21 protein-coding genes are annotated in these 22,236 nt (G+C 37.4%); 15 read left to right on the top strand and 6 right to left on the bottom strand.

Going from position 1 to position 22,236, the window contains the following annotated elements:
- The first annotated feature begins 6 nt into the window (after positions 1 to 6).
- Positions 7 to 660, top strand: coding sequence for a ComEA family DNA-binding protein (locus A3EE_RS0103320; protein WP_018342012.1), 654 nt, complete (start codon positions 7 to 9; stop codon positions 658 to 660).
- 69 nt (positions 661 to 729) lie between these two features.
- Positions 730 to 1,377 carry a sulfotransferase family 2 domain-containing protein gene (locus tag A3EE_RS0103325; protein WP_018342013.1) on the top strand — a complete coding sequence of 216 codons (648 nt, stop codon included), beginning with the start codon at positions 730 to 732 and terminating at the stop codon, positions 1,375 to 1,377.
- 52 nt (positions 1,378 to 1,429) lie between these two features.
- Here the strand turns inward: A3EE_RS0103325 and A3EE_RS0103330 are convergent, their stop codons facing one another.
- The 4 genes from A3EE_RS0103330 to A3EE_RS0103345 all read right to left on the bottom strand — a co-directional run bounded on the left by A3EE_RS0103330 (position 1,430) and on the right by A3EE_RS0103345 (position 7,048).
- Positions 1,430 to 2,545, bottom strand: coding sequence for a fatty acid desaturase family protein (locus A3EE_RS0103330; protein WP_245553797.1), 1,116 nt, complete (start codon positions 2,543 to 2,545; stop codon positions 1,430 to 1,432).
- Entirely contained in the window at positions 2,494 to 3,366 is an 873-nt protein-coding gene (locus tag A3EE_RS0103335) for a lysophospholipid acyltransferase family protein (RefSeq protein WP_018342015.1), read from the bottom strand. Before A3EE_RS0103335 ends, A3EE_RS0103330 begins: the two co-directional genes overlap by 52 nt.
- Before the next feature lie 106 nt (positions 3,367 to 3,472).
- Complete coding sequence (locus A3EE_RS0103340) at positions 3,473 to 5,311, bottom strand: ABC transporter ATP-binding protein (RefSeq protein ID WP_018342016.1); 1,839 nt, start codon at positions 5,309 to 5,311, stop codon at positions 3,473 to 3,475.
- A gap of 9 nt (positions 5,312 to 5,320) precedes the next feature.
- On the bottom strand, positions 5,321 to 7,048 hold the full coding sequence (locus tag A3EE_RS0103345) for a capsule assembly Wzi family protein (RefSeq protein WP_018342017.1): 1,728 nt from the start codon (positions 7,046 to 7,048) through the stop codon (positions 5,321 to 5,323).
- A 119-nt stretch (positions 7,049 to 7,167) separates the two neighbouring features.
- On the opposite strand from A3EE_RS0103345, the gene A3EE_RS0103350 reads away from it, so the two are divergent.
- The 13 genes from A3EE_RS0103350 to A3EE_RS0103410 all read left to right on the top strand — a co-directional run bounded on the left by A3EE_RS0103350 (position 7,168) and on the right by A3EE_RS0103410 (position 17,452).
- On the top strand, positions 7,168 to 7,635 hold the full coding sequence (locus tag A3EE_RS0103350) for a hypothetical protein (protein ID WP_018342018.1): 468 nt from the start codon (positions 7,168 to 7,170) through the stop codon (positions 7,633 to 7,635).
- A 3-nt stretch (positions 7,636 to 7,638) separates the two neighbouring features.
- Positions 7,639 to 8,139, top strand: a complete 501-nt coding sequence (locus tag A3EE_RS0103355; protein ID WP_018342019.1) for an NADH-quinone oxidoreductase subunit A — start codon at positions 7,639 to 7,641, stop codon at positions 8,137 to 8,139.
- Between the two features lie 115 nt (positions 8,140 to 8,254).
- On the top strand, positions 8,255 to 8,788 hold the full coding sequence (gene nuoB / locus A3EE_RS0103360) for an NADH-quinone oxidoreductase subunit NuoB (protein ID WP_018342020.1): 534 nt from the start codon (positions 8,255 to 8,257) through the stop codon (positions 8,786 to 8,788).
- Positions 8,785 to 9,291 carry an NADH-quinone oxidoreductase subunit C gene (locus A3EE_RS0103365; RefSeq protein WP_018342021.1) on the top strand — a complete coding sequence of 169 codons (507 nt, stop codon included), beginning with the start codon at positions 8,785 to 8,787 and terminating at the stop codon, positions 9,289 to 9,291. Before nuoB ends, A3EE_RS0103365 begins: the two co-directional genes overlap by 4 nt.
- 1 nt (position 9,292) lies before the next feature.
- The gene (locus tag A3EE_RS0103370) at positions 9,293 to 10,516 is read left to right on the top strand and encodes an NADH-quinone oxidoreductase subunit D (RefSeq protein ID WP_018342022.1); all 1,224 of its coding nucleotides are present in this window, start codon (positions 9,293 to 9,295) and stop codon (positions 10,514 to 10,516) included.
- Between the two features lie 37 nt (positions 10,517 to 10,553).
- A complete protein-coding gene (locus A3EE_RS0103375; protein WP_018342023.1) occupies positions 10,554 to 11,000 on the top strand; it encodes a hypothetical protein in 447 nt (148 codons plus the stop codon).
- A 117-nt stretch (positions 11,001 to 11,117) separates the two neighbouring features.
- Positions 11,118 to 11,489, top strand: a complete 372-nt coding sequence (locus A3EE_RS0103380; protein WP_018342024.1) for a hypothetical protein — start codon at positions 11,118 to 11,120, stop codon at positions 11,487 to 11,489.
- Between the two features lie 65 nt (positions 11,490 to 11,554).
- The gene (locus tag A3EE_RS0103385; protein WP_018342025.1) at positions 11,555 to 12,613 is read left to right on the top strand and encodes a transporter family protein; all 1,059 of its coding nucleotides are present in this window, start codon (positions 11,555 to 11,557) and stop codon (positions 12,611 to 12,613) included.
- Positions 12,614 to 12,630: 17 nt separating this feature from the next.
- Positions 12,631 to 13,401 (top strand): MbnP family protein, encoded by a 771-nt coding sequence (locus A3EE_RS0103390; protein ID WP_018342026.1) that lies wholly within the window; start codon positions 12,631 to 12,633, stop codon positions 13,399 to 13,401.
- Positions 13,402 to 13,431: 30 nt separating this feature from the next.
- The gene (locus A3EE_RS0103395; protein ID WP_157446862.1) at positions 13,432 to 13,809 is read left to right on the top strand and encodes a hypothetical protein; all 378 of its coding nucleotides are present in this window, start codon (positions 13,432 to 13,434) and stop codon (positions 13,807 to 13,809) included.
- Positions 13,810 to 13,896: 87 nt separating this feature from the next.
- Complete coding sequence (locus A3EE_RS0103400) at positions 13,897 to 16,029, top strand: T9SS type A sorting domain-containing protein (protein ID WP_245553798.1); 2,133 nt, start codon at positions 13,897 to 13,899, stop codon at positions 16,027 to 16,029.
- Between the two features lie 92 nt (positions 16,030 to 16,121).
- Entirely contained in the window at positions 16,122 to 16,373 is a 252-nt protein-coding gene (locus tag A3EE_RS0103405; RefSeq protein WP_018342029.1) for a hypothetical protein, read from the top strand.
- 434 nt (positions 16,374 to 16,807) lie between these two features.
- Positions 16,808 to 17,452, top strand: a complete 645-nt coding sequence (locus A3EE_RS0103410) for a carbonic anhydrase family protein (RefSeq protein ID WP_018342030.1) — start codon at positions 16,808 to 16,810, stop codon at positions 17,450 to 17,452.
- A 112-nt stretch (positions 17,453 to 17,564) separates the two neighbouring features.
- On the opposite strand, the gene A3EE_RS0103415 is transcribed toward A3EE_RS0103410, so the two are convergent.
- Together A3EE_RS0103415 and A3EE_RS0103420 are read right to left on the bottom strand one after the other, a co-directional pair.
- Positions 17,565 to 17,930 (bottom strand): hypothetical protein, encoded by a 366-nt coding sequence (locus A3EE_RS0103415; protein WP_018342031.1) that lies wholly within the window; start codon positions 17,928 to 17,930, stop codon positions 17,565 to 17,567.
- Positions 17,931 to 18,002: 72 nt separating this feature from the next.
- On the bottom strand, positions 18,003 to 22,232 hold the full coding sequence (locus A3EE_RS0103420) for a CHAT domain-containing protein (protein WP_018342032.1): 4,230 nt from the start codon (positions 22,230 to 22,232) through the stop codon (positions 18,003 to 18,005).
- Positions 22,233 to 22,236: the final 4 nt, after the last annotated feature.

Here is a 22,236-nt window from a genome sequence, read left to right on the forward strand (position 1 = left end):
AACACTATGTCTTATCAATCAGCTAAACAAGCTAACGGTTCAAGCAACCGTGAAGCTAAAGGTTTTTTATTTTTACTTTGCATTTTAATCTTTCCATTTTTAGTGCAGTATACGTGCAGAGCAGTATTTTATGAACCTCAAAATTCTTCCTTGCAAATCACGTATTTATCGGATACCTGCGAACAAAAAAAGGAATTCAAATCGTATTCGTATTCAAATTCGAAAAATGAAACAAGTACTACTCATGTGAATTCGCAGACTAAGGTAGCACGCACGCATAGTAATGTTGAATTAAATGCAGCCGATTCCGCAACGCTTGAAACACTACCCGGTATTGGTCCGGCCTTTGCATCGCGCATCATTAAATACCGGACCTTGTTAGGCGGATATTTAAAAGTAGAACAACTGAAAGAAGTCTACGGCATGCCGGAAGAAACCTACGATCGCATTCAATCTTTATGCACGGTAAATGCAGCAAAGGTTAAAATGATCTCTGCAGATTCATTATGGTTAAAACCCTATAAGAGTTATCATCCTTATTTGAGCAAAGAATTGAAAGCTCAGATTGCTGCAAATAAAAAGACACCTTATTCAGAAGAGGAATTGAAAAAAATGATTGAAGCAAGCAATAGTAAATTGCTGTGGTATATGAAATGGTGAAGAGATTAGATTGTATATCCTCTCATTTTTATTATTTTTAGATGAGTTTTAAAATGCTTTTACCTCAACATGATCAGTAGCGTTTACAAATGCATCTTCATAGAAGTTCCTAAAACAGGTTCTACCAGTATACGTACCATTGTTGGCGAGCCCTTAAAGGCGCATATGGATATCCGGGAATACAGAAAAAAAATTACGACAGGATTTCCGTTTGATAGAAGTAAATACAGTCTGGATAAGCTGGTATACAATACATTTGTTCCCGCTTCTGTAAAAGAAAAAAGAGGCGAACAGATTTTTAATGAATATTATAAGTTTGGTTTTGTGCGCAATCCCTGGTCGCGTGTTGTATCTCTATATCTGCGCAAGGAAAGTATACAGATGCGCGATAAAATGACCTTTGAAGAATTTGCAGATTGGATCAACTACAGCAGCGATACCTGCGTACATCCGAGTCAGAAACGCAATCAGCTGGATTGGTTTCTGGATGAGAAAGGAGAAGTTGCTGTTGACTTTATCGGTAAGTTTGAAAACCTGGAGAACGACTGGAAAATAATTGCAGAAAAAATTCATGCAGATCCTGTTCTTCCGCACGCGAATCTAAACACTATTTCAAAACAAAAACATTATTCAGAATACTATACAGATAAAACGAAGGAGATCATCCGCAAGAAATTTATTGTTGATGTAGAAAAATTCGGATACGATTTTATTTGATTATCTAAAAAATAGTTAGAATCAATTTTTAGATAATCTCTATTTTTTAGAACTAAGGTTTCAATGCGCTATTTTTTCTCATAGTGCTCATAGAGATCATCTCGCTGTTTTCAGCATCCCAGAGTTTTAAGCGAAAACATTGCCACATAGAAAGTGGATTCCATGATGTTGTTTGTACCTCTTGTAATTCGGGAATGCCCAACATAGCTTCCTGCAAGCGATAGAAAGGAATTCTGGAATTCAGATGGTGCACATGGTGATAGCCGATATTTCCGGTTAGCCACTGCAGTACAGGATTCATAACCATATAACTGGTAGAAGTAAGGGCTGCTTTGTCATATTTCCAATCTTCATTTTCTCTGAATTGTGCACCGGGAAAATTATGTTGAGAGTAGAATAAATAAGAACCCATTGCAAAAGCAAAGAAGAAAGGTGCAAGCCAACTTAATACAAACGTAAGAAATCCTAAGTTGTACCAGATTACAAAGGCGGAAGTAAAATGAATCAATAAAGCTGCTAAAGAATCTATGTGTTTTTTGGGACTTTGAATAAATGATTTTACGTTGAGCCAATAAATAAACAATGTAAGATGCCCGAAGATTACAGTAATTGGATGTCGATTGATCAGATACAATCGCTTTTCATTTTTACTTAGATTAAGAAAATGTTCAATGGAAATAGTAGGGTAGGAGCCGATGCCATTGGTAGTTAATTTGGAATTATGGTTGTGGTGATGATCGTGTGAACGCTTCCATACATTTTGCGGAGTGAGCATATATATACCAAAGCACTGCATAATAATGCGCGCAAGAGTTGAATTTTGTAAAATAGCATGATGCTGATAATCGTGATAGATTACAAACATTCGTACGTACAGAAAACTTGTAAGAAGGCTGCATGCGATACGCAAACCAAGCGGTACTTCGGTAAAGAAAGTCGGCAGAAGAAACAGATTTAGTAAAAGTATTGTGGCACAGGTTTCAGCCCAGCTTTGAAAACGGTTTTCTTTAGTATATATCTTACTGGATAAAATTAATTCTTTGCTGGTGCGCATTGGGTAGGATTTCGAATAGCAGGCATTGTGATATTTGCCTGCTGATGCATACGTAAAGTGTTCTATATAGTTTTGTTGCGGCTGTGTTTCCAACGACGGTGCGACCAAAGCCACGTAACAGGATCTCTCATTATCTCTTTCTCAAGTCGTTGGGTAAAGGCTAGTGTGATTTCTCCTTCTTCTGTTTTTTGGGGAAATTCAAATAAAAGTTCGGGTGTGATTTCATAATATCCTCTGCGGATTCGGTTTACACTCATGTATACCACAGGATAGTCAAATTTTTTCGATAGTTTTTCGGGTCCGGTAAATACTGCTGTGTCCTGATTTAAAAATGTTGTCCAGTAAGCAGTGTCTGCCCAGGCTGATTGATCTGCAATAAATGCCGTTGCAGTAACGTGCTTTCTATTGGCGACCATATCCCGTAGGGCATTACTTGCAGGAATTATTTTTGTGCCGAATTTAGTCCGCATGGACTTCATCATTTTTTCGAAATAAGGATTTGTTAGCGGGAGATATACAACAATCAATTGATAGGTTGTATGCAAACTAAAGCTAGGGCCAGCCCATTCCCAGTTACCATAATGACCCATAACAATTAAAATGCTTTTATGCTCTTTATGCAATCGTTCGAGCCAGTCAGTGGAATGAAAAGCGCAGCGTTCTTTCGCTTCCTTTTCAGTCATCTTTAATGTTTTTAATGTTTCAAAAACAAGATCACAGAGGTAGCGGTAATAGGACTTGTAAAGAGCATTGATCTCTGCTTCGTTTTTAAGGGGGAAGGAATTCGTAAGGTTCCTAATGATGATTTTTTTTCTGTAACCAGACAGAACCAATAGGTAATAAAAAAAATCAGAGACTACATACAATGCTTTAAATGGTAACGAAGCAATCAGGTAGATGAGCGGATAAATTAAATAGAATATGATTGCCTGCATAATGGAATGTTTTTGTAAAATTTAAAAGAACTTAGTTTGCATTTAAATACAAAAACAATTCCAGTGTATAGTATTAAGTATCCGCCGTAGCGGATACAAACATTTTTTATTCTATAATAACACCACCTGTTTCATTGGCGTGTTGGTGCAAGCCGAAATAGATTCCTGCTTTCGCAATCAGTTCTTCGTGTGTGCCTTGTTCTTTAATTTCACCTTTGTCTAATACAAGTATCAGATCAGCATGACGGATCGTGCTTAATCTATGTGCGATCACTATAGACGTACGTTCTTTCATTAAATAATTCAATGCTTCCTGAACCAGTTTTTCAGATTCATTATCCAACGCAGAAGTTGCTTCATCCAAAATTAAGATATCCGGATTTTTTAATACCGCACGTGCAATGCTTAAACGCTGGCGTTGGCCACCAGATAATTTAGAACCGCGCTCGCCGATAGAGGTCTGGTAACCCTGGTCTGTTTTGATGATAAACTCATGTGCATTTGCAATACGGGCTGCACGCTCTACATCTTCCTGTGTAATGTTCGGCAAACCGAAAGCAATGTTGTTGAAAATGCTGTCGTTAAATAAAATAGACTCCTGTGTTACAATTCCGATATGAGAACGTAAGGAGTGCAGATCGAACTCTTTAATATTTACACCATCAATTTCTACAGAACCTGATGCAGGATCGTAGAAGCGCGGGATCAGATCTACCAATGTAGACTTACCGCCGCCACTTGGTCCGACAAGCGCAATCAATTTTCCTTTAGGAATTTCAATAGTAATATTTTTTAATACCGGTGTCTCGTTATATTTAAAACCAATATTCTTTAATTGAATAGAATGATTGAATGTGGCAAGTGTTTTTGGTTGTGCCGGATCCTGCACTTTTATTTCTGCATCCAGAATTTCAAACAAACGATTACCCGCTGAAATACCTGTCTGGATCGATGTTACAGAAGATGCAATTCCTTTTAAAGGTTCAAGAATTCTGTAGAAACCAATGATGACCATAAAGAAAGCACCTGGTTCTAACTTTCCTTCAAATACTAAATTTCCCCCAATGTATAAAATCGCAGAAACGATGGCAACACCCATAGTTTCTGTGATCGGAGAAGCCAATTCTCTTTTATTACCTATCGAACGGCCTAGTGATGCATAATGCTGACCCTGATTGCTGAAGCGTTCGAAAATGAAACGTTCGGCAACAAAACCTTTAATGATACGGATTCCCGTAATGGCTTCGTCGATCAGAGATAAAATATGTCCGGAAGATTTCTGGCTTTCGGAAGATTCTTTTTTTAGTTTTTTGCTGAGTATGGAAACTCCAATACCCGATATCGGAAGGATGGATAACGTTAATACCATCAATTGCCACTGTATCGCAAACATCGCAGTAAGCCAGATCGCCAATGTAAACGGATCTCTTAAAAATGCCTGCAATGCGCCGATCACGGAGTTTTCTATTTCCGCTAAATCATTTGTCATACGCGACATAAGATCTCCTTTACGCTGACTGGAAAAGAAACCTACATCCATCGTTACAATTTTATTGAACAAACGTTCGCGCATGTTGTAAATAACCGTCGTACGTAATTTGGTATTTATTCTTAATCCTAAATATTTAAATACATTGGTTAATAAGTTTGTTCCGATCAGGAAAAGAGAAATAAAGATAAGTGTTGTGCTCTTTCCATAATTCTCGATCAGCCATGCAGGATAGTAATTCAGAAGGCCAGTGAAATATTCTACACTGAAGGCTGCTTCCGGATAAGGTATCTCGCTTAAAGGTTTTGTTGCACTGAATAATAAATTCAGGATCGGTATAATAAATGCGACGTTGATCAATCCGAATACGGTAGAGAAGAGGGTCACAAAGAAATACGGGATCGCAAATCTTGGATACGGTTTTGCAAAGGATAATAATCGAAGAAATGTTTTCATTATGGAATATTAGAATTCGTAATTACGTGGCTGAATGTTTAAACGTACGCCACAGGAAATGTAATTTGTGGTACGGTTTCTGGAAGCAAGTTCGCTGGTTTGTTGTCGATATATGTACGTCAAATCTACGAATAAATTATGACGAAGCTGGTAACTTGCCTGAAGACTTAAGAAAAGGATGTTTGTCTTAATGCCTTGTGCGAGTTTGTTATTGTATGTATTTGCGTCTGCAATTGGCGTATAGCTTTTGAAGATATTTCCTCCGTTGTTATTGGTAACGGTATTACTTGTTGTGGTGCTGTCGTCACCCCAAACAGTGTAAAATACTTTACCTTGAAGCATGAGTCTCGGAAGCGGCTGATAACGAGCAATACCAAGTACTTCAACAAAGTTAGCACCCATCGGATGCGCCAATGGCTGATCGTAGTGTGTATAGCTTGTATAATCGCTTGCGTGCTGATACATAAACGGACGGACAATATTTGTTTCTGCCTGTAAGTCTAGATTTTTAATCCCCAATGCATTGAAGTATTTCAAGCCAAGCTGCAGCGCTTGTTTGTTGCCCCACCAGCCGGTATGGTTTTTGACTTCCTGAAATTTTAATTCGTCAATTACATACTGTCCATAAAAAGAAAAATGGTGCATGAAATTGTATTTAAAATCCATACCCAGCAAAGAATTATCGCTGCTGCCGTTGGCTTGTTCTATTGATCTGTAGAAGATTACGGGATTCAGGTAAGAGATGTCAAAGGTGCCTTGTTTGGTAGAGTCCGATCTTCCAAATACGATGGATTCAAATACACCGATGTTGAAATTTTTTCCAACGTTTAACGATAAATGATGGAAGGCAGTATATTTTTTCGGGTACAGAACATTTGCATTGTCTGTAGTCGCATTCATTTGAGCAAAAATATTCTGGTAATGTAATTTCCAGATTCGGGTATTTAATTTCAGGAAAGTATAAGGCGCTCCGATATCAGATAGGATGAGTGATCGATAACCATTTCCGATAAAATTTTTATCGTAACCGAATTGTAGATCGATGTATTTTTTTACCAGTTCAAAGGTAATGTAACCGCGGCCGGTAATAAAATCATAGCCATTGGTTTTAAATGTTTTTGCAAAAGATTCGAAGGGAACAACCGGAATTGCTGAACCAGTAGGGGTATAATATCCGACTTTATCGTTTACATAATCAGGAAATGCTCCTTGATTGTCTGCAAAGAAGGTATAGAAACCCACTCTGTTTGCGATCCGTCCACGTATTTCTATGCCTCGTGTATTTAGAAATGTGTAATTGCGCTGCGTATTTCCTGCTCCGCTTCCTCCCATTAAATAGATCACCGGATTGACATGCAGATCAAAATCTTTGACATTCACGGAGTATGCGTCCGCTTGTTTCTGATAGAAGAACTTTAAAAAAGGCTTTTTAGAATCGGCACTAGCCACGTTTGACCATTCCCAGGAATCATTTTTTAAATAGCTTATATTGAAGCTATCTGCTTTTGAAATAGCCATACCCGCTGGCAGAGAATCAATAAATTGGATTGTTTGTGCTCTGTTATAAGGTTTTAGAGAACTGTGAATGGCAGGGTCGATGCGCCCGCTTAATACTTCATACCGATCGACAAACTGATATGCACCTGTATTCAATGGAATATACGTGCTTTGAGCATGCAGTGAAGCATGGATAAGGATACAAAAGAAAACACTTAAAAAAGTTATTCTGACAGTCATTTTTTAAAGGGGAATTGCGTTACAAATATAGTTCATTATTTCATTGATTTTTAGCCTCAAAATTCAAAAGGAACGAATATTTGTTCGTATTTACGAGCATTTGGGGTTATATTTGTGCTATGCTCGAAAAGACAATTCAATATATTCTTGTCATATTAGCTAGCAGCGTAAAGTTTGGTGTTGCACCTATACTCGGCAGCGGGTTTTCAATGACAAATTGGGAAATCATCATTTTGATGATTGTCGGGATGATGTTGACTGTTATTCTGTTGACGGTTTTTGTCGGTAATATATTTTACGGCTTCTTAAAAAAAACGTTATTTAAAAAACGTAAAGTGTTTTCTCCTAAAACACGAAAAATTGTAACAGTGTCAAACAAATGGGGATTAATTGGTGTTGCGTTTCTTACACCGATTCTTTTTTCACCCATCGGAGGAACATTGATCGCTATTTCATTCGGAGAAGAAAAAAAGAAAATAATCCTATACATGTTTGTAAGCGCTTGTTTCTGGGCACCGGTAACAGCTTTGTTTATGGGTGAAATAATTCGCCTGCTAAAGAACTCATATCACTATTTAATGGCTTAAGTAATGCTGGAAAATACTTCTCAACTTTCAGAATTCGGAATGATCTTATTATTCATCATTACAGGAATTGTCTTTGTACTGATTGGTGTAGGTGTTGCCGCATTGCTTCGTCCCAACAGACCTAATCTTGAAAAGATGATGGTGTACGAGTGCGGGGAAGACGCTGTTGGAAAGGCATGGGTGAATATGAATGCACGATATTATTTAACCGCATTGATATTTGTTTTATTTGAAGTAGAAGTAATCTATTTGTTTCCAATCGCAACGGTATACGGAGATGCAAAGCTGGATGCCGCAACCAATGGTAGCTGGACGATCTTCTCTCTGGTTGAGATATTGATCTTTATAGGCTTGTTGTTTGTGGGTCTGGTATATGTATGGCGAAAAGGATATCTGGATTGGAATAAACCGGAAGTAAAACCGGATGCCTTTGTTTCGAAAGTTCCCAGAGACTTATACGAAGCAGTGAATGAGAAATATTCTTTGGCAAAAGAAATAAATTAAAATAAAACTTTCCAAGGGTTTAAAACCCTTGGAGAGTTGGTTGAAGAAATAAAATATAATCGTAACCCTATAAGATTTTAAAACCTTATATGTTGCGTTAGAGAAATAAAACAGAATGAGTTTACTCGATCATAAATTTGGACAAGGCGGTATTGTTGTCTCTCAGCTCGAAGATGTATTGAACTGGGCGCGCTTATCATCGTTGTTCCCTATGAGTTTTGGTTTGGCATGCTGCGCAATTGAAATGATGCAGACCTTTACATCCGGATACGATCTGGATCGTTTTGGAATTATACCAAGACCAAGCCCACGCCAGTCGGATGTTATGATTGTTGCAGGAACCGTAACATTTAAAATGGCCGATCGGATTCGTCGTTTGTACGAACAAATGCCTGAGCCAAGGTATGTGATCTCTATGGGATCCTGCTCCAATTGCGGTGGTCCGTATTGGGAACATGGCTATCACGTAGTGAAAGGTGTGGATCGTATTGTGCCGGTAGATATCTACGTGCCGGGCTGTCCGCCGAGACCCGAAGCTTTGATTGGAGGCTTTTTAAAATTGCAGGAAAAGATTCGCAAAGAAACGTTGGTTGAACCGAAAGCCGTTGAACGTTTTCTTGCCAATCACAAATCAGCACAAGTCGTATGACCTATACATTTCAAGATATAAAAGAAGCGATTCAAACGCAGTTTGGTGCAGATGTAGTTGTTGCAGAAAATACAGCGTTGCAACAGCCTCAGCTAACGGTGAAGAAAGAATCTCTGAAAGATATTTGTTTCTTTTTGCGTGACGATGCGCGTTTCTATTTCGATCAGTTGTCCTGCTTAACCGCATTGGACAATGGCGTTGAAAAAAACACCCTTGAAATTATTTATCATTTATATTCCATTCCATTCCATTTATTTTTCATTTTGAAAGTTGAATCAGAAAGAGGAGATGGAAAGGAAGCACTTCCTGAAATACCTTCTATGGTTGATGTTTGGCACACTGCAGACTGGCATGAGCGTGAAGCATTTGATATGTATGGTATAAAGTTTTCAGGACATCCGGATCTTCGCAGAATATTATTGCCGGCAGATTGGGAAGGCTATCCGTTGCGTAAAGATTACGTTGAACAGGAATTTTATCACGGGATTAAAGTAGCTTATTAACGTGACGACACAAGCAACACCAAACTATACATACAATCCTCTGCATCTTCAGCAGTCGGAGCCGCTTGTATTTGATGCAGGCAATCTGAAACGCGGCGAGATCATTATTAATATGGGGCCGCAACACCCATCAACACATGGTGTATTGCGTCTGGAAATTCTAACCGATGGCGAGATTGTAAAAGATGTGATCCCGCACATGGGCTATCTACATCGTTGTTATGAAAAGCATGCAGAAAAGTTGCCGTACAATCAGGTGATCCCGTTTGTGGATCGCATGGATTATTTAGCTGCAATGAACTCGGAACATGCCTATGCAATGGGTGTTGAGCGTATGCTGGGTATTGATAAAGACATTCCTAAAAGAGTAGAATACATACGCGTTCTGGTAGCAGAATTAAATCGTTTGTCCTCACATTTTGTTGCGATCGGTACCTATGGTCTGGATATCGGAGCATTTACGCCCTTCCTTTGGGTGATGCGTGATAGAGAGCACATCAATCGGTTGCTTGAATGGGTGAGCGGGGCACGGATGCTGTACAATTATATTTGGGTTGGGGGATTGTTTTATGATCTCCCTGTAGGTTTTGAAGAACGCTGCAAAGATTTTATTTCATACCTGAAACCAAAATTGATCGAGCTTCAAAAAGTAATTATTGATAATAAAATTTTTATAGAGCGTACCGCAAATATCGGTGTGCTGCCGCTTGATCTTGCAATCAATTATGGCATTACCGGTCCTATGTTACGTGGTTCAGGATTAAAGTTCGATCTTCGTAAAGTAGATGCCTATTCCGTGTATCCTGAAATTGATTTTGATATTCCGGTAGGAACAGGGGCGATGGGAACGAAGGGCGATTGCTGGGATAGAACACATGTTCGCGTAGCAGAATGTTTTGAGTCTGTTAAGATCATTGAACAGTGCATCACACAATTGTTGGGAGATCATAAGCGTACGCGTGAGTTTGATCCGCAGGCGGTTGTTCCTAAAAAAATTCGTCCGAAGGCGATGGATTTTTATGTGCGAGCAGAAAATCCAAAAGGAGAATTGGGTTTCTTCTTCCGTACAACCGGCAATACAGACGTGCCGTTCCGCTGTAAAGTACGTGCACCGAGCTTTGTTAATTTATCTGTTTTGCAAGCCATTTCTAAGAATGTAATGATCGCCGATCTGGTTGCCATTCTGGGATCATTTGATATTGTAATGGGCGAAATAGACCGTTAATGTTATACGTTTTGCTAACTGGACTATATTTGAGTATATGAGATTTTATTCAAAATTTATATTGTTGCTTTTGATCGGATGTTATTCGTGTGATACTTTAGATAAAAAAGAATCAGTGGAAGCTGTGACGAAAGTAGATACAGCAGATTCCAAACCTGCAATTCAGTATTTGAAAACGGATTATCCGGATCGAGTATTTGCATTCAAAAAAATGCCTGATGCATCCATGGAAGAACAAGTGATAAAATATGAACAGTTTTCAGCTTTATTCATTGAGTATGTTGGAATCTATAAAACGCAGCCGTTGTATTCTATCGTAGATCAGGAAAACAATACCGAAGCGTATAATGTGTTAAGAGACGAAATGGTTTCTCTAAAAGAGAAGTTGAGAAAAAATATGAGTTCGTTTTCTAAAGATCAGGAAGTAAGACTTGATAGCGCAGATGCCCGAATGAATAAATATTTGCCTCAGGTTTATAAATAAAAAGCATAATAAATTGCTATATATCAGTGAAGTAGTAGTTTATGAATTATGAATGGGTTTGGAAGCTTCAAACGAATTATGTTGCATTTCAAATTCAAACTATATAGATTTGTCCAGATGAAAAAAGGCTTTATACTCATATTAGTGATGGTGATGCTACTGCAAAGCAGTATCCGTTCAGTGTATGTGGCCTATTATCAGATCAATCAGGATTATATTGCTACCGTTCTTTGTATCAATAAAGCAAAGCCTGCTTCTACATGTAACGGAAAATGTTACCTGTCCAAAAAAATGAAGGAGCAGGAAAAGCAGGAACAAACAATCCCTTCTGTATTGAAAGGTTTGGAAGAAGTTGTTTTATTTTTTACGGATTTTAATTTATTGCCAACACCCGTTTTTGCAGATGAAATGCAGGTAGCTTCACTTGACGCATACCAGATGCACGCGTATAAATCGCCTGCAGATTTTATTATTCAACCTCCCCAATAATTCGTTTGATACATCGCTGCTTGCAAGTGTTGTAAGCATTCTTTATCGATTTATAACGAATTTCAATGAACTTCATAAAAAAACGTAGTTCAATGTTGTTGTTTACGGCATTGATTACACTATATACAGCTTCTGCACAAACAGATTCTGCATTTACATGTGCATCCTGCATGTGTAAAAAAGATGCCACTCCGGCAGGAATTATGCTTAGCCATACACACTCAAAAGGTGAGTGGATGTTTTCATATCGTTTTATGAATATGAATACAAGAGGCATGGAGCAAAACGGAACGAGTATCTCCAACGATCAGATCTACAATCAATATTTATTTTCTTCAGACCGAATGTCTATGAACATGCATATGCTTATGGCTATGTATGGTGTAAGTAATAAGCTTACTTTAATGGCAATGACTGAATACAGACAATCATCCATGAATATGGTGGCGCCGGAAGGGAGTACACACATTCATAACGGAGTTCCAATGTCGGGTTCAATGGCACATACTATGAAGACCTCCGGTTTTGGGGATCTCTCAATTACGGCACTTTATTCCATCATAAATTCTTCACAACATCATGTGTTGTTTTCCGGAGGTATATCCATTCCTACAGGCTCTGTACAAAACAAAGGAGATGACGGCAGCATGTATCCAAATGCGCGTTATTCATACATGATGCAGCAGGGGTCAGGTACCTGGGATGTAAAGCCGGGCCTTACGTATACCTATAAAGGAGATAAGCTTACGGCGAGTACGCAGCTGGTTTCGACAATTCGTACTGGTTACAATCAGGTTGGTTATAAACTGGGGAATGAATTGGGTTTTAATAATTGGGTTGCTTATCAATGGTTGCCATGGTTAAGTACATCGCTGCGTGCAGAACTTCTTCAAACAGGAAAGATCAAAGGAAATGATCCCACATTGTATGCATATACCGAACCTGCTGCAAATGCTGCAAATTATGGGGGTACAATAGCATTGGTGTATGCAGGAGTGAATACATTCTTTCTTGGAAATAATAAAATCGGAATAGAAGCTGGTCTGCCTGTATATCAAAAATCCAATGGCATACAAGCATCCGTATATAGCAATGTCAATCTGGTTTATTCAATTGTATTTTAACTAAAATGCTTATAAAAATGAAACACGCATATATATTAACCGCAGTATTTTTTTCAATCATTTTCACAGGCTGTAAATCAAATGATCCGGCACCGAGCAATACAACTGTTGAAACAGCACCTATAAGTCTGCACCTGCATACATATATTGGCTCAAATGAAGTTGAATTGTATAACGCCGTATATCAGACTGATGAAGGAAGAAAAATGTCGTTGAGCTTTTCACAACTATACATATCAAATATAAAACTGGTAAAATTTGATGGAGGTATCTACGAAGTAGGTGATACCATATTGCTAACCAATATTGTTGATCAGGTTTATAAATTGGGAAATGTACCAGTTGGTAATTACAAGTCCATTCGTTTTGATGTAGGCTTACCGGCGAATCTAAATGCACAGACTCCTTCAGGAACGGGTATACTCAATGATCCGGATATGTGGTTTTCAAATACTGCGCAAGCAAACAATTATATCTTCATGAATGCTGTAGGTAAGATTGATACCACAGCTGCAAAAGATGCTGCAGATGCAGATATGGTTCCATTTGTTTATAAGATCGGAACAAATTCGAATATAGTACATGTATCCATGCCGAATCAAACTGTATCGGTTCAGCCCAATACTATGGCCTATATACACATGGAAGCAGATTATGCAGAATTGTTTGCTGGACTTGATCTGAAGAAGAATGATAATTTAAGTATTGCAACAAAAGCAGATAATACTTCTTCATTAGTGATCGATATTACTGCAAACATGGCAAACATGTTTAAATACGAAAACTAGTATCAATAGATCCTTCAACGATCACTATTTATGATCCGGTATTTTTCGGTTGTATTGATAATTCTATTCTTTTTACAGAGTAGTTTTAACACATTTGTGTATACACAATTCAAGATGCAGCAAAAGTATATTGCGTCTGAGTTATGTGTACAAAAGGATGTGCGCATGAACACTTGTAAAGGGAATTGTTATTTAAAAGCACATCTTCAAAAGGAGAATGGAGATGCAGATATTTCCATTTCTTATGTAAAAGAAAAAGTCGAACTGTATTTTAAAGAATTGCTAATTTATCAAACACTTTTCATAGAATATATAAAATCTTTTTATTTATATCGTTCAATTTCGTTTCCTGTTCCGATAGGTAAAGATATTTTTCATCCGCCAGCATTGCTGCAGACATATAATTAAATGATAAAAAATAATTACTTACAACAGAATAATAATTTTAAGATGAAAAAAAATACTATACACACTATATATACAATACTTATGAGTATGCTCTTCATAAGTATATTTTCTATTTCTTCAAACGCACACTTTGGCTCTAAAGGTCCATTTGGCGGAACAATAACATGTACAACAATTGCTGCGGATACAGTCTATATGGGTACGGCAGAAGGTGGTGTATTTGAAAGCACGAGTGCTGCACTGGTTGGCTGGAGAGCGCGACCGGTTGGCTTGAAAAGCGGAAAGATTACTGCAATTGCACACACAGGAATTCGCTTGTACGCAGCAACTGCAGACAGCGGAATTTTTATTTTGAATGGATATGTTGGTACAGACAGGTATTGGAATAAAATAAACAACGGTTTAACGAATCTGCATGTAACAAGTCTGGTAGCAATCGATGCTACAACGTTAATGGCTGGGACCGTTAATGGTTTGTTTTTAACAACAAACAGTGGAGCAAGCTGGACTGCAGTGAACGGAAATTTACAGCATCTGAATGTTTCAGGAATGAAGAAGGCGGGTACGCGCATCTTTATCAGTACAACAGATGGAGGCATTTATGCAACAGACAATAACGGTACAAGCTGGATCGATTTTAATGATTCAAACACAAGCAATGTAGATGGTACTATTGCTTTGTCATACAATACAGCAACAGATCAGTTACTCGTATTAAATACGAATGGATTATTTGTAACAGATGCTGCAAGTACAAGTTCTGCACCAAGCTATTCAAATGTCACTGCTGACCTGCCTTCTGCAACTGTTTTCTACTCAGTATCAAATGATGGAACACAGTGGTATGTTGCTTCAAACAAAGGTATATATGTTTCTGTAGTAGCTGAAATTAGCTGGTCTGCAGCAAATACAGGATTAACAACGTTGAATGTAAAAACAGTTGAACCTTTTAAAACAGGTTTGGTTTGTGGAACGGTAAATAAAGGAATATTTAAAACGACATCGCGATTTGATCCATGGACTGCGATGAATGTAAATTTTAATAATTTAAAAACAACTGCAATGCATACCAGCGGTGTCGCTTTTGTTGTTGCAGCTACCGAAAATGGAGTGTATGTAAGTAAAGATCTGGCTGCAAATTATGTAACCGCAAATAATGGTTTGATTGATAGTTTGAATGTAACGGATCTTACAATGGGAGAGTCGTTGTTATTTGCAGCAACTAAAAACGGCGGCGTATATGTCACAGCAGATTCAGGAAGAAACTGGACCGTATTCAATACAGGCTTGCCAACGTTGAATATTAAAAAACTGTTCTATTCAGATTATGTTTTGTATGCAATCGATGCAGCAAATAAATTGTATAAAACATCGATCACGACAGCAAATTGGATTTCGATTCAAACAGGCCTACCTACCGGTGTTGAACTGACCTCTATGGCTTTCTTTAATAATAATATTTTATTGGGAACTTTTGGACAAGGCGCATACATTAAATCAAAAACAGGTACAACCTGGAACTCTTATAACACGGGATTATCCAATTGGGCAGATGTACATGATTGGGATGTTACATCTGTAGCTGCAGCTGGAAATAAAATTTATATAGGAACAGAAGGAGCAGGTGTTTTGGTGTCAGATTCAACATTAGCTTCTATCCATTGGTCTTCTGCTGCTTCAACACAAACTGCAATTCCTCATACTGCTTTAATGCGTTTGAATGGAATGAAAATTCAGGCAATGGGTGTGTATGCAGGATATGTATGGGCAAGTTATAAAGGTGGTTTACTGGCAACATCTGATAATGGTGTAACATGGATTGCCGGTGGAAATCAATTTAATTTACCGAGCTATACGGATGTAACTAAAATTACATTCGTGACTACCCGCGTATTTGTGACCACTGAAAACAATGGTTTGTATTCAAATGCGTTGTCTGAAATACCAACAATTATAACAGGTATTTTAAATGCTTCAACACTAAATACTACTGCCTTACAAGTTGCTCCAAATCCAAACACTGGTTCGTTCAAACTCAATACAGACAATGTGGTCGGAAAAATTACAGGAATTGTTATTTATGATTATGCCGGTAATATCAAAGATACATTTGATGGCACGCAAAAAGAATTCGATTTGAATTACAAACAAGGTATGTATGTTGTTTTGATAAAAACAGATACAGATGCTGTCTATACTCAAAAAATAGTAATACAATAAGTTGTGGATAGCTGTTGTTGATGTTTGTAATGCAGACCTCGATAACAGTTAATGAATTTTATTCATAATCATTAACCGATCAATAAAATAGTATGAAATATATTCTTTTATTTATTCTGGCGTCATTCGTATTCTCCTGCAAAGAAAATACGGAAATGAAAGGCTCTGCCAGTCTGATTGATTCAACAAGTGCTCATCCCGTGACAGTTGTTGTAAATGAAAAGGATCCCATTTGTGACATGGATGTAAAAGGGCATTTATCGGACACCGCATTGATCAATGGAGAAGTATGGGGATTTTGTAGTCCCGTGTGCAAAGAAAAATATATACATTCAAAAAAATAAAATTAGATATACTCTGACAAATACTATTGTCTTTTTGAGGTAAGTCTTTTCATAATATACAAGACGGGTACTTGTATATTATGAAAAGACCCCATCGGGGTCAAATATCTGTAGCATTGATTAGAATGAAAAAAACACGCGCAATACCGAAGGTATTGTATTCTTGAAACGATGATACCTTCGGTATTGCGCGTAGGACCTTTTATATGTTGTTTCTACAGATATTTGACCCCGATGGGGTCTTTCATGAACAATACTTTCAATTAAATATAATCTATACTAATGATAGAGGAATAATAGTATTGTCAGGGTAGATCTAAATAAAATAAAATATAGCCGAGAGCACTATTTAAACATTACTGGAAAATCGGTATTGCAAGGGTCGAATGGATTTTATATTTTGAACATTCTTTAGGTCATAAATAATTAAAACAATGAGTCAACAGCCATTAATCGAAAAAGTACTTACTGCGGAGGAACAAAAAAACTTAACTCCCGATGAAGTAATTGCGAGTTTAAAAGAAGGTAACAAACGTTTTTGCTCCGGAAGTTTAACGATGCGCGATCACTCTAAACAAATCAGAGATGCTGTAAGCGGTCAGTTTCCGAAGGCTGTAGTTTTATCGTGTGTAGATTCACGCGTGCCGATCGAAGATGTATTTGATAAAGGGATCGGAGATATGTTTGTGGCGCGAGTTGCCGGGAATATTGTAAACGAGGATATTCTTGGATCAATGGAATTCAGTTGTAAAGTTTCAGGTGCTAAGCTGGTACTTGTAATGGGACATGAATACTGCGGAGCCATTAAAGGTGCGATTGATAATGTAGAATTAGGAAATCTTACGGGATTGCTTAAAAAGATCAGACCGGCAGTTGACAGATGCTGTGATTTTCCGGGTGCACAAACATCAAAAAATCCGCAGTTCGTTGATCAGGTAGTTCGTGAAAACATCAAGGTTGCTGTGTTGAATATCCGTGCGCAAAGCCCTATTCTTCGTGAAATGGAAGAAGCGGGTGAAATAAAAATTATTGGTGCGTATTACGATATGGATAACGGACAGGTGACGTTTTATGAATAAGCGAATCAAATTCCAAATAACAAAATGCAAATATCAAACGGATTGGTAAACATCTTTCGTCAGACCACTTTTTGTGGTCCGACGAATTGTAAGTTATTAACCATGTTATAACTCATAATTTCATCCACGCGTACCGCTTTCTATTTTTGCGGTATGCGTGGTTATTTTCATTTTGATAAGCTTCTTTTTCTAAACGAATATTTCGATACGCCAGATCTCTGTCGAATTTGTATTTGAATAGATTGAAAATATAATTTCCTAAGTAGATCGGTAAAAATAAAAATGGCGTCAGTTCTTTTAATTGTTCATGGTGAATCAGTTCGTGATTGATCAGCGTTTTATTCTCCATGCCTTTTTTATCTTTGAAGAAAATCCAGAACACTGCATATTGCGCGGTAAATCCTTTGTTCGCACCTTTCTCTTTACTGAAAAGTCCGGTGATATTTTTCATATACCAAGGTGCGTGAACAAATCTCATAGAATTATGAATTATAAATTGAAAATGATGTCGGAATAAAATTCATAATTTATAACTCATAATTTATAATTATCAAAGTCCGATCATAATAAATGCGCCCCAGTATTTCGGGTCCGGATATTCTTTCATCAATTCCCTTTTTGCCTTATTGAATGCCTCTCTCTTATTGCCCGATTCCAGCCAGTAGGTATAGAAGTTTTCCATAAGTTTGATTGTTACTTCATCCGAAACTTTTGATAAACTCATGATGATGGCTTTAGCGCCCGCAACGGTAAATGAACGCTGCAGCCCATAAACGCCTTCACCTATTTTTATTTCTCCCAAACCTGTTTCGCAGGCACTTAATACAACAAGTTCTGTTTTGTCTAAAGCTAAATTCATCGCTTCATACGCGGTTAAGATACCGTCTTCTTTGTTGATGGAATTGATATTGTCTGTAGTAAGTAATTCTCCACCATTGAATAATACAACACCCGATTTAAGCAGAGGGTTTACGATACTTTTTTCTGATAGATCATTTTCAGAACCGACTTTATCTTCCCAGAAAAATCCATGGGTAGAAACATGCAGTACATTCGGACTTTTAATATTCTTAACCGTATCTTCAGTAGCAGCTGTGCCGATATACATAACTGTTTTCCAATTATTGGAAGACATCAACGCGTTGATCTTTTTTACTTCTGTTTCTGAACCAGGTAATTGTTCGAGCGATGATTCATCAACGTTGTCTGTTGTAAAATAAGTTGGATTTCCGATCAAGTCGATTTCCGATTGGTGTGCAAGCGCTGTCTTTGAAGATTTGAGTTGTTCGGTATTTCTATTTATGATATCTCTGCATGAACCGATATAAATGATGTTAGAAGAGTTGATCAGGTATTCTCCTTGTGCATTTTTTAATGTTTCAACATTTATTTGCGTATAAACTCCATCGGCTGAGAAATAGATATTTGCATGTGTTGGATTCAGTAAAGTAGATATTTTTTTCCAGTATTGATTATAAGAAATGGTATCCACTGCACTGAATTTTATCATGTTGCGATAATATTTCAAATATTTTGTTTCTAATTCTTTTCCATTTACTTCAATCACGAAATCCGGATTCGTTGATGTGTTGGTAACCGAAATAAATGCATACCAAATGGTATCGCTGAAAGATTTGGTAAAATATCGGAATGGAATTGTTTCAATCGCGATCTCATTGTCTAGTAAATTTTGTTTGATATTTTTCCAGGTATACGAAACAGCTTTTGATTTATTCAGATCTGAAAAATATTCAGAAATAGTACTCAATTCTTTTTCTGTTGCTTCTAATTTTGCTTCCATAACGGCAATGTCAACGCCATATTCTTTTCGTTGAGCCACATTCATAGAATAGGCGATTGCTAAATTGTCGCGCAAGTCCTGAAGATTCTGATACAGACGAATAGCAGTTGTATCGCCGCTTGCGTAAATTTTATTTTTTACTTTGAGTTGTGAGTTCAGTAACAGAGATTTTGTCTGAAGCTGAATGTTCATGATCTTGCCAATCATGTCCGGATGTTCTTTACTATTGGTGAATGCAATGGTTTTGTAAAATTCAAAGTCGTCTTTGATCTTGTCCCAATATGCCATCTTTCCCCGTTCGCTTAAAAAAGGAAATACCTTATCAATATACAACAGAGATTTATTGGTACATTCTTCAATGCTTTCTATTGCCTTGGACGTATTGCCAAGTATGTAATACATCTGTGAACAGCTGCCCAGTGCAAATACATATCCCGGATGATTGTCGTCAAAAATGGTTTTGTATTGATCTCTGGTTTTTTCAAAAGCTGTTAAGGCGTCCACATATTTTCCGGAACGATAATATATTTTCCCGGATAAATTATTGAGCTGCGCACTGTGAACGTTGTTCTTACCTAATTTACTTTCCCAGATTTTTTTTGCAGTTTCTATATTTGCTAAAGATGCTTTGTATTGATTGGTCAATGCCAGAAATATGGAATAGTCTTCAAGTCCTTCAGCATACAGCGTTGATTGGTCACTGGAAGCATTTTTAATGATGTCAAGTGCTTTTAAGAATTGTTTGTCCAGATCTGCCTGCTTGCTTTTATTTTTTCTGCTGGAATATAGATCGGCTTGAAATGTAGCAAGCGCAGCTTCGTGCATCAGAATACCTGTTTTGATATTTTTTTCTCCATACGTGTTTGTATAGATCTGTAACGCTTGCAAAATAGATGATTCGGCCTTTTCGTAGTCACCAATAGCAGTATACAATTGCTTGTAATATAAAAGGCTGGTTGCGTATGGAATAGATTTTTCGCCGTAAACGTTTTTACTTATCTGTAACGAACGGTTGAAATAATTATCTGATTCTGCATAGTTTCCAATGATGAGATTGTGTTCGCCTAAATAATTTAAAGTACTACAAATACTTTTATGTGATGCTCCGACTGTTTCTACTTTTGATCGAAGGATGGAAGAAAGAATTCTATTACCTCTCTGGTATTCACCTTTCTTTACATATAGTAATCCGATTTCTTCTACCAGAAAAATATCATCGGTTTCAGATATACTTGCATTTTCTGCAGCTGATTTCGCTTTTTCTAAAGATACATCCGCTTCTGTATAATCGCCTTCAAGCACATTGAGTTTTAAGTTCAATTCCAGAGCTTCAATGTAGGCACGTGAATATTTCTTTTTATTATTTTTTTCGAAAATAGCTAAGCTGTTAGACAGCTGTGTTGTTGCTCCAGTGAAATCTCCTGTTATTGTTTTTAACTCACCCTGATGTGAAAGATAGATGGCATACAATGTATGTGTATTGGAAAATTTATTTTCTACACGTTTTAGGTTTAACGTAAGCCTGTTGTCTGCCATGCCAAACTCTTCCGTATAAATATATACTTTTGCAAAGTCCAGCGTATTTAAGTAGTAATCCGGATTTTCTACTGAGATCTGATTTTGAAAATCTGAATCGAGTACACTGGAGTAAATTGTCTTCGCTTCTTTGAACTTGTCTAAATTGAAGGAGTAAAATTTAGCTTTATCCATCAGCAAAATTTGATAGGCTGGTGATTTTTCTCCGGTAAGTTGAATTTGCAGCGCAAGCATCTCTGTTATGGTCTGCTCTGCTTCTGTGTATTTCTGTTGCTTGATCTGTATAGTAAATAATGTTGTTAAATATTTTTCGCGGAGATAATGGATAGAAGGCAATGTGTTAGAAGCTAAAAAATCCTTTACCAGAATTTCTGCCTTGGCCCAGTTATGCAGGGTCATTTCATGTTCAATCACAGAGTAGGTATTGGTAAGATATTGGAGGTTGCTTTTGTTATAGTAACTATACAATCTTACAATGATATCATTTCTGTAATAGGCAGCTTCTTCAAATTTTCCTTGTTGAATTAAGGCATTGATCAATCCTTGTTCAATGTTAATCTGTATGGGAGCATGTGCCAGAAAGAACTGTTGTGAAAGTGCAGAAGCAGATTTAAATTCTTTTTCTGCAAGATGATATTCCAGATTGCTTAGGTAGCATTGTCCGAGTAGATAATGATACCGGGCTTTGCCGCCTTCCTGGTTGCCGATACCTGAAGCATTTTTATTAAGATAGGCTACTGCCGTGTCTGAAAGTCCGTTCTCTAAATACGCACGTCCTTTTAATAACGTATAATGTATGACTAGATTTTCCCGGATTCTTTTTTCATTTTCATTCAGCTCTTTAAAAATGAGTTTATTGGATGCATCAAAAACAGAATCGCTTGTTAATCGCATTGCCAAGCTATTTTTTCGCGCATCGGTTTCAGCTGTCACTTTATTTAAAAAACCTTTATGAAACAAAGCCTCATAATGATAATAGCTGATCAGCTCTCTATCGTAGGGCGGAAGCATCGGAATCAGATTTTTTATAGATGCATACACCGAATCTGTTTTGGTGTAAATGCCGCGTTGAAAATAAAAATCACAGAACACACTGAAGGTTTCAGCAATCTGACTTTTGTTCGCAGCATCTGTTAATGCGGGTAAGTATTTTTGAATTTCGTTACGGGCAGTACGCACTTCGGATTCTTTATCCAGTCTATCCGCAAATAAAGCAAGATAACAGTTACTTCTTAAGACATCGATTGGTTGCGCATGTGCTTTTTTTGTAATGGCAGCCAATGTTTTTTGAGAATAAAAATAACCGGCTTTATAATCTGCCTGTTCAGCAAAAACGGAAAGCTGTATAAAGTCTGCTTCAAATGCACTCTTCTGCGCAAGACTTTGCTGCAGCAAAGAGAGTGACAAAAAGAATGTAAAGAGTATTGTATAAATGCGTGTCATGTAC

Origin of the sequence: Cytophaga aurantiaca DSM 3654 (assembly GCF_000379725.1) — a bacterium.
GTDB classification, from domain to species: domain Bacteria; phylum Bacteroidota; class Bacteroidia; order Cytophagales; family Cytophagaceae; genus Cytophaga; species Cytophaga aurantiaca.

Bases quoted from the DNA above. Each gene is read 5' to 3' on its own strand.
- A3EE_RS0103365 (WP_018342021.1), top strand. From the start codon at position 8,785: ATGACCTATACATTTCAAGATATAAAAGAAGCGATTCAAACGCAGTTT.
- A3EE_RS0103340 (WP_018342016.1), bottom strand. From the start codon at position 5,311: ATGAAAACATTTCTTCGATTATTATCCTTTGCAAAACCGTATCCAAGA.
- A3EE_RS0103390 (WP_018342026.1), top strand. From the start codon at position 12,631: ATGAAACACGCATATATATTAACCGCAGTATTTTTTTCAATCATTTTC.
- A3EE_RS0103355 (WP_018342019.1), top strand. From the start codon at position 7,639: ATGCTGGAAAATACTTCTCAACTTTCAGAATTCGGAATGATCTTATTA.
- nuoB (WP_018342020.1), top strand. From the start codon at position 8,255: ATGAGTTTACTCGATCATAAATTTGGACAAGGCGGTATTGTTGTCTCT.
- A3EE_RS0103335 (WP_018342015.1), bottom strand. From the start codon at position 3,366: ATGCAGGCAATCATATTCTATTTAATTTATCCGCTCATCTACCTGATT.
- A3EE_RS0103395 (WP_157446862.1), top strand. From the start codon at position 13,432: ATGATCCGGTATTTTTCGGTTGTATTGATAATTCTATTCTTTTTACAG.
- A3EE_RS0103405 (WP_018342029.1), top strand. From the start codon at position 16,122: ATGAAATATATTCTTTTATTTATTCTGGCGTCATTCGTATTCTCCTGC.
- A3EE_RS0103375 (WP_018342023.1), top strand. From the start codon at position 10,554: ATGAGATTTTATTCAAAATTTATATTGTTGCTTTTGATCGGATGTTAT.
- A3EE_RS0103325 (WP_018342013.1), top strand. From the start codon at position 730: ATGATCAGTAGCGTTTACAAATGCATCTTCATAGAAGTTCCTAAAACA.
- A3EE_RS0103400 (WP_245553798.1), top strand. From the start codon at position 13,897: ATGCTCTTCATAAGTATATTTTCTATTTCTTCAAACGCACACTTTGGC.
- A3EE_RS0103420 (WP_018342032.1), bottom strand. From the start codon at position 22,232: ATGACACGCATTTATACAATACTCTTTACATTCTTTTTGTCACTCTCT.
- A3EE_RS0103380 (WP_018342024.1), top strand. From the start codon at position 11,118: ATGAAAAAAGGCTTTATACTCATATTAGTGATGGTGATGCTACTGCAA.
- A3EE_RS0103345 (WP_018342017.1), bottom strand. From the start codon at position 7,048: ATGACTGTCAGAATAACTTTTTTAAGTGTTTTCTTTTGTATCCTTATC.
- A3EE_RS0103410 (WP_018342030.1), top strand. From the start codon at position 16,808: ATGAGTCAACAGCCATTAATCGAAAAAGTACTTACTGCGGAGGAACAA.
- A3EE_RS0103385 (WP_018342025.1), top strand. From the start codon at position 11,555: ATGAACTTCATAAAAAAACGTAGTTCAATGTTGTTGTTTACGGCATTG.
- A3EE_RS0103320 (WP_018342012.1), top strand. From the start codon at position 7: ATGTCTTATCAATCAGCTAAACAAGCTAACGGTTCAAGCAACCGTGAA.
- A3EE_RS0103415 (WP_018342031.1), bottom strand. From the start codon at position 17,930: ATGAGATTTGTTCACGCACCTTGGTATATGAAAAATATCACCGGACTT.
- A3EE_RS0103350 (WP_018342018.1), top strand. From the start codon at position 7,168: ATGCTCGAAAAGACAATTCAATATATTCTTGTCATATTAGCTAGCAGC.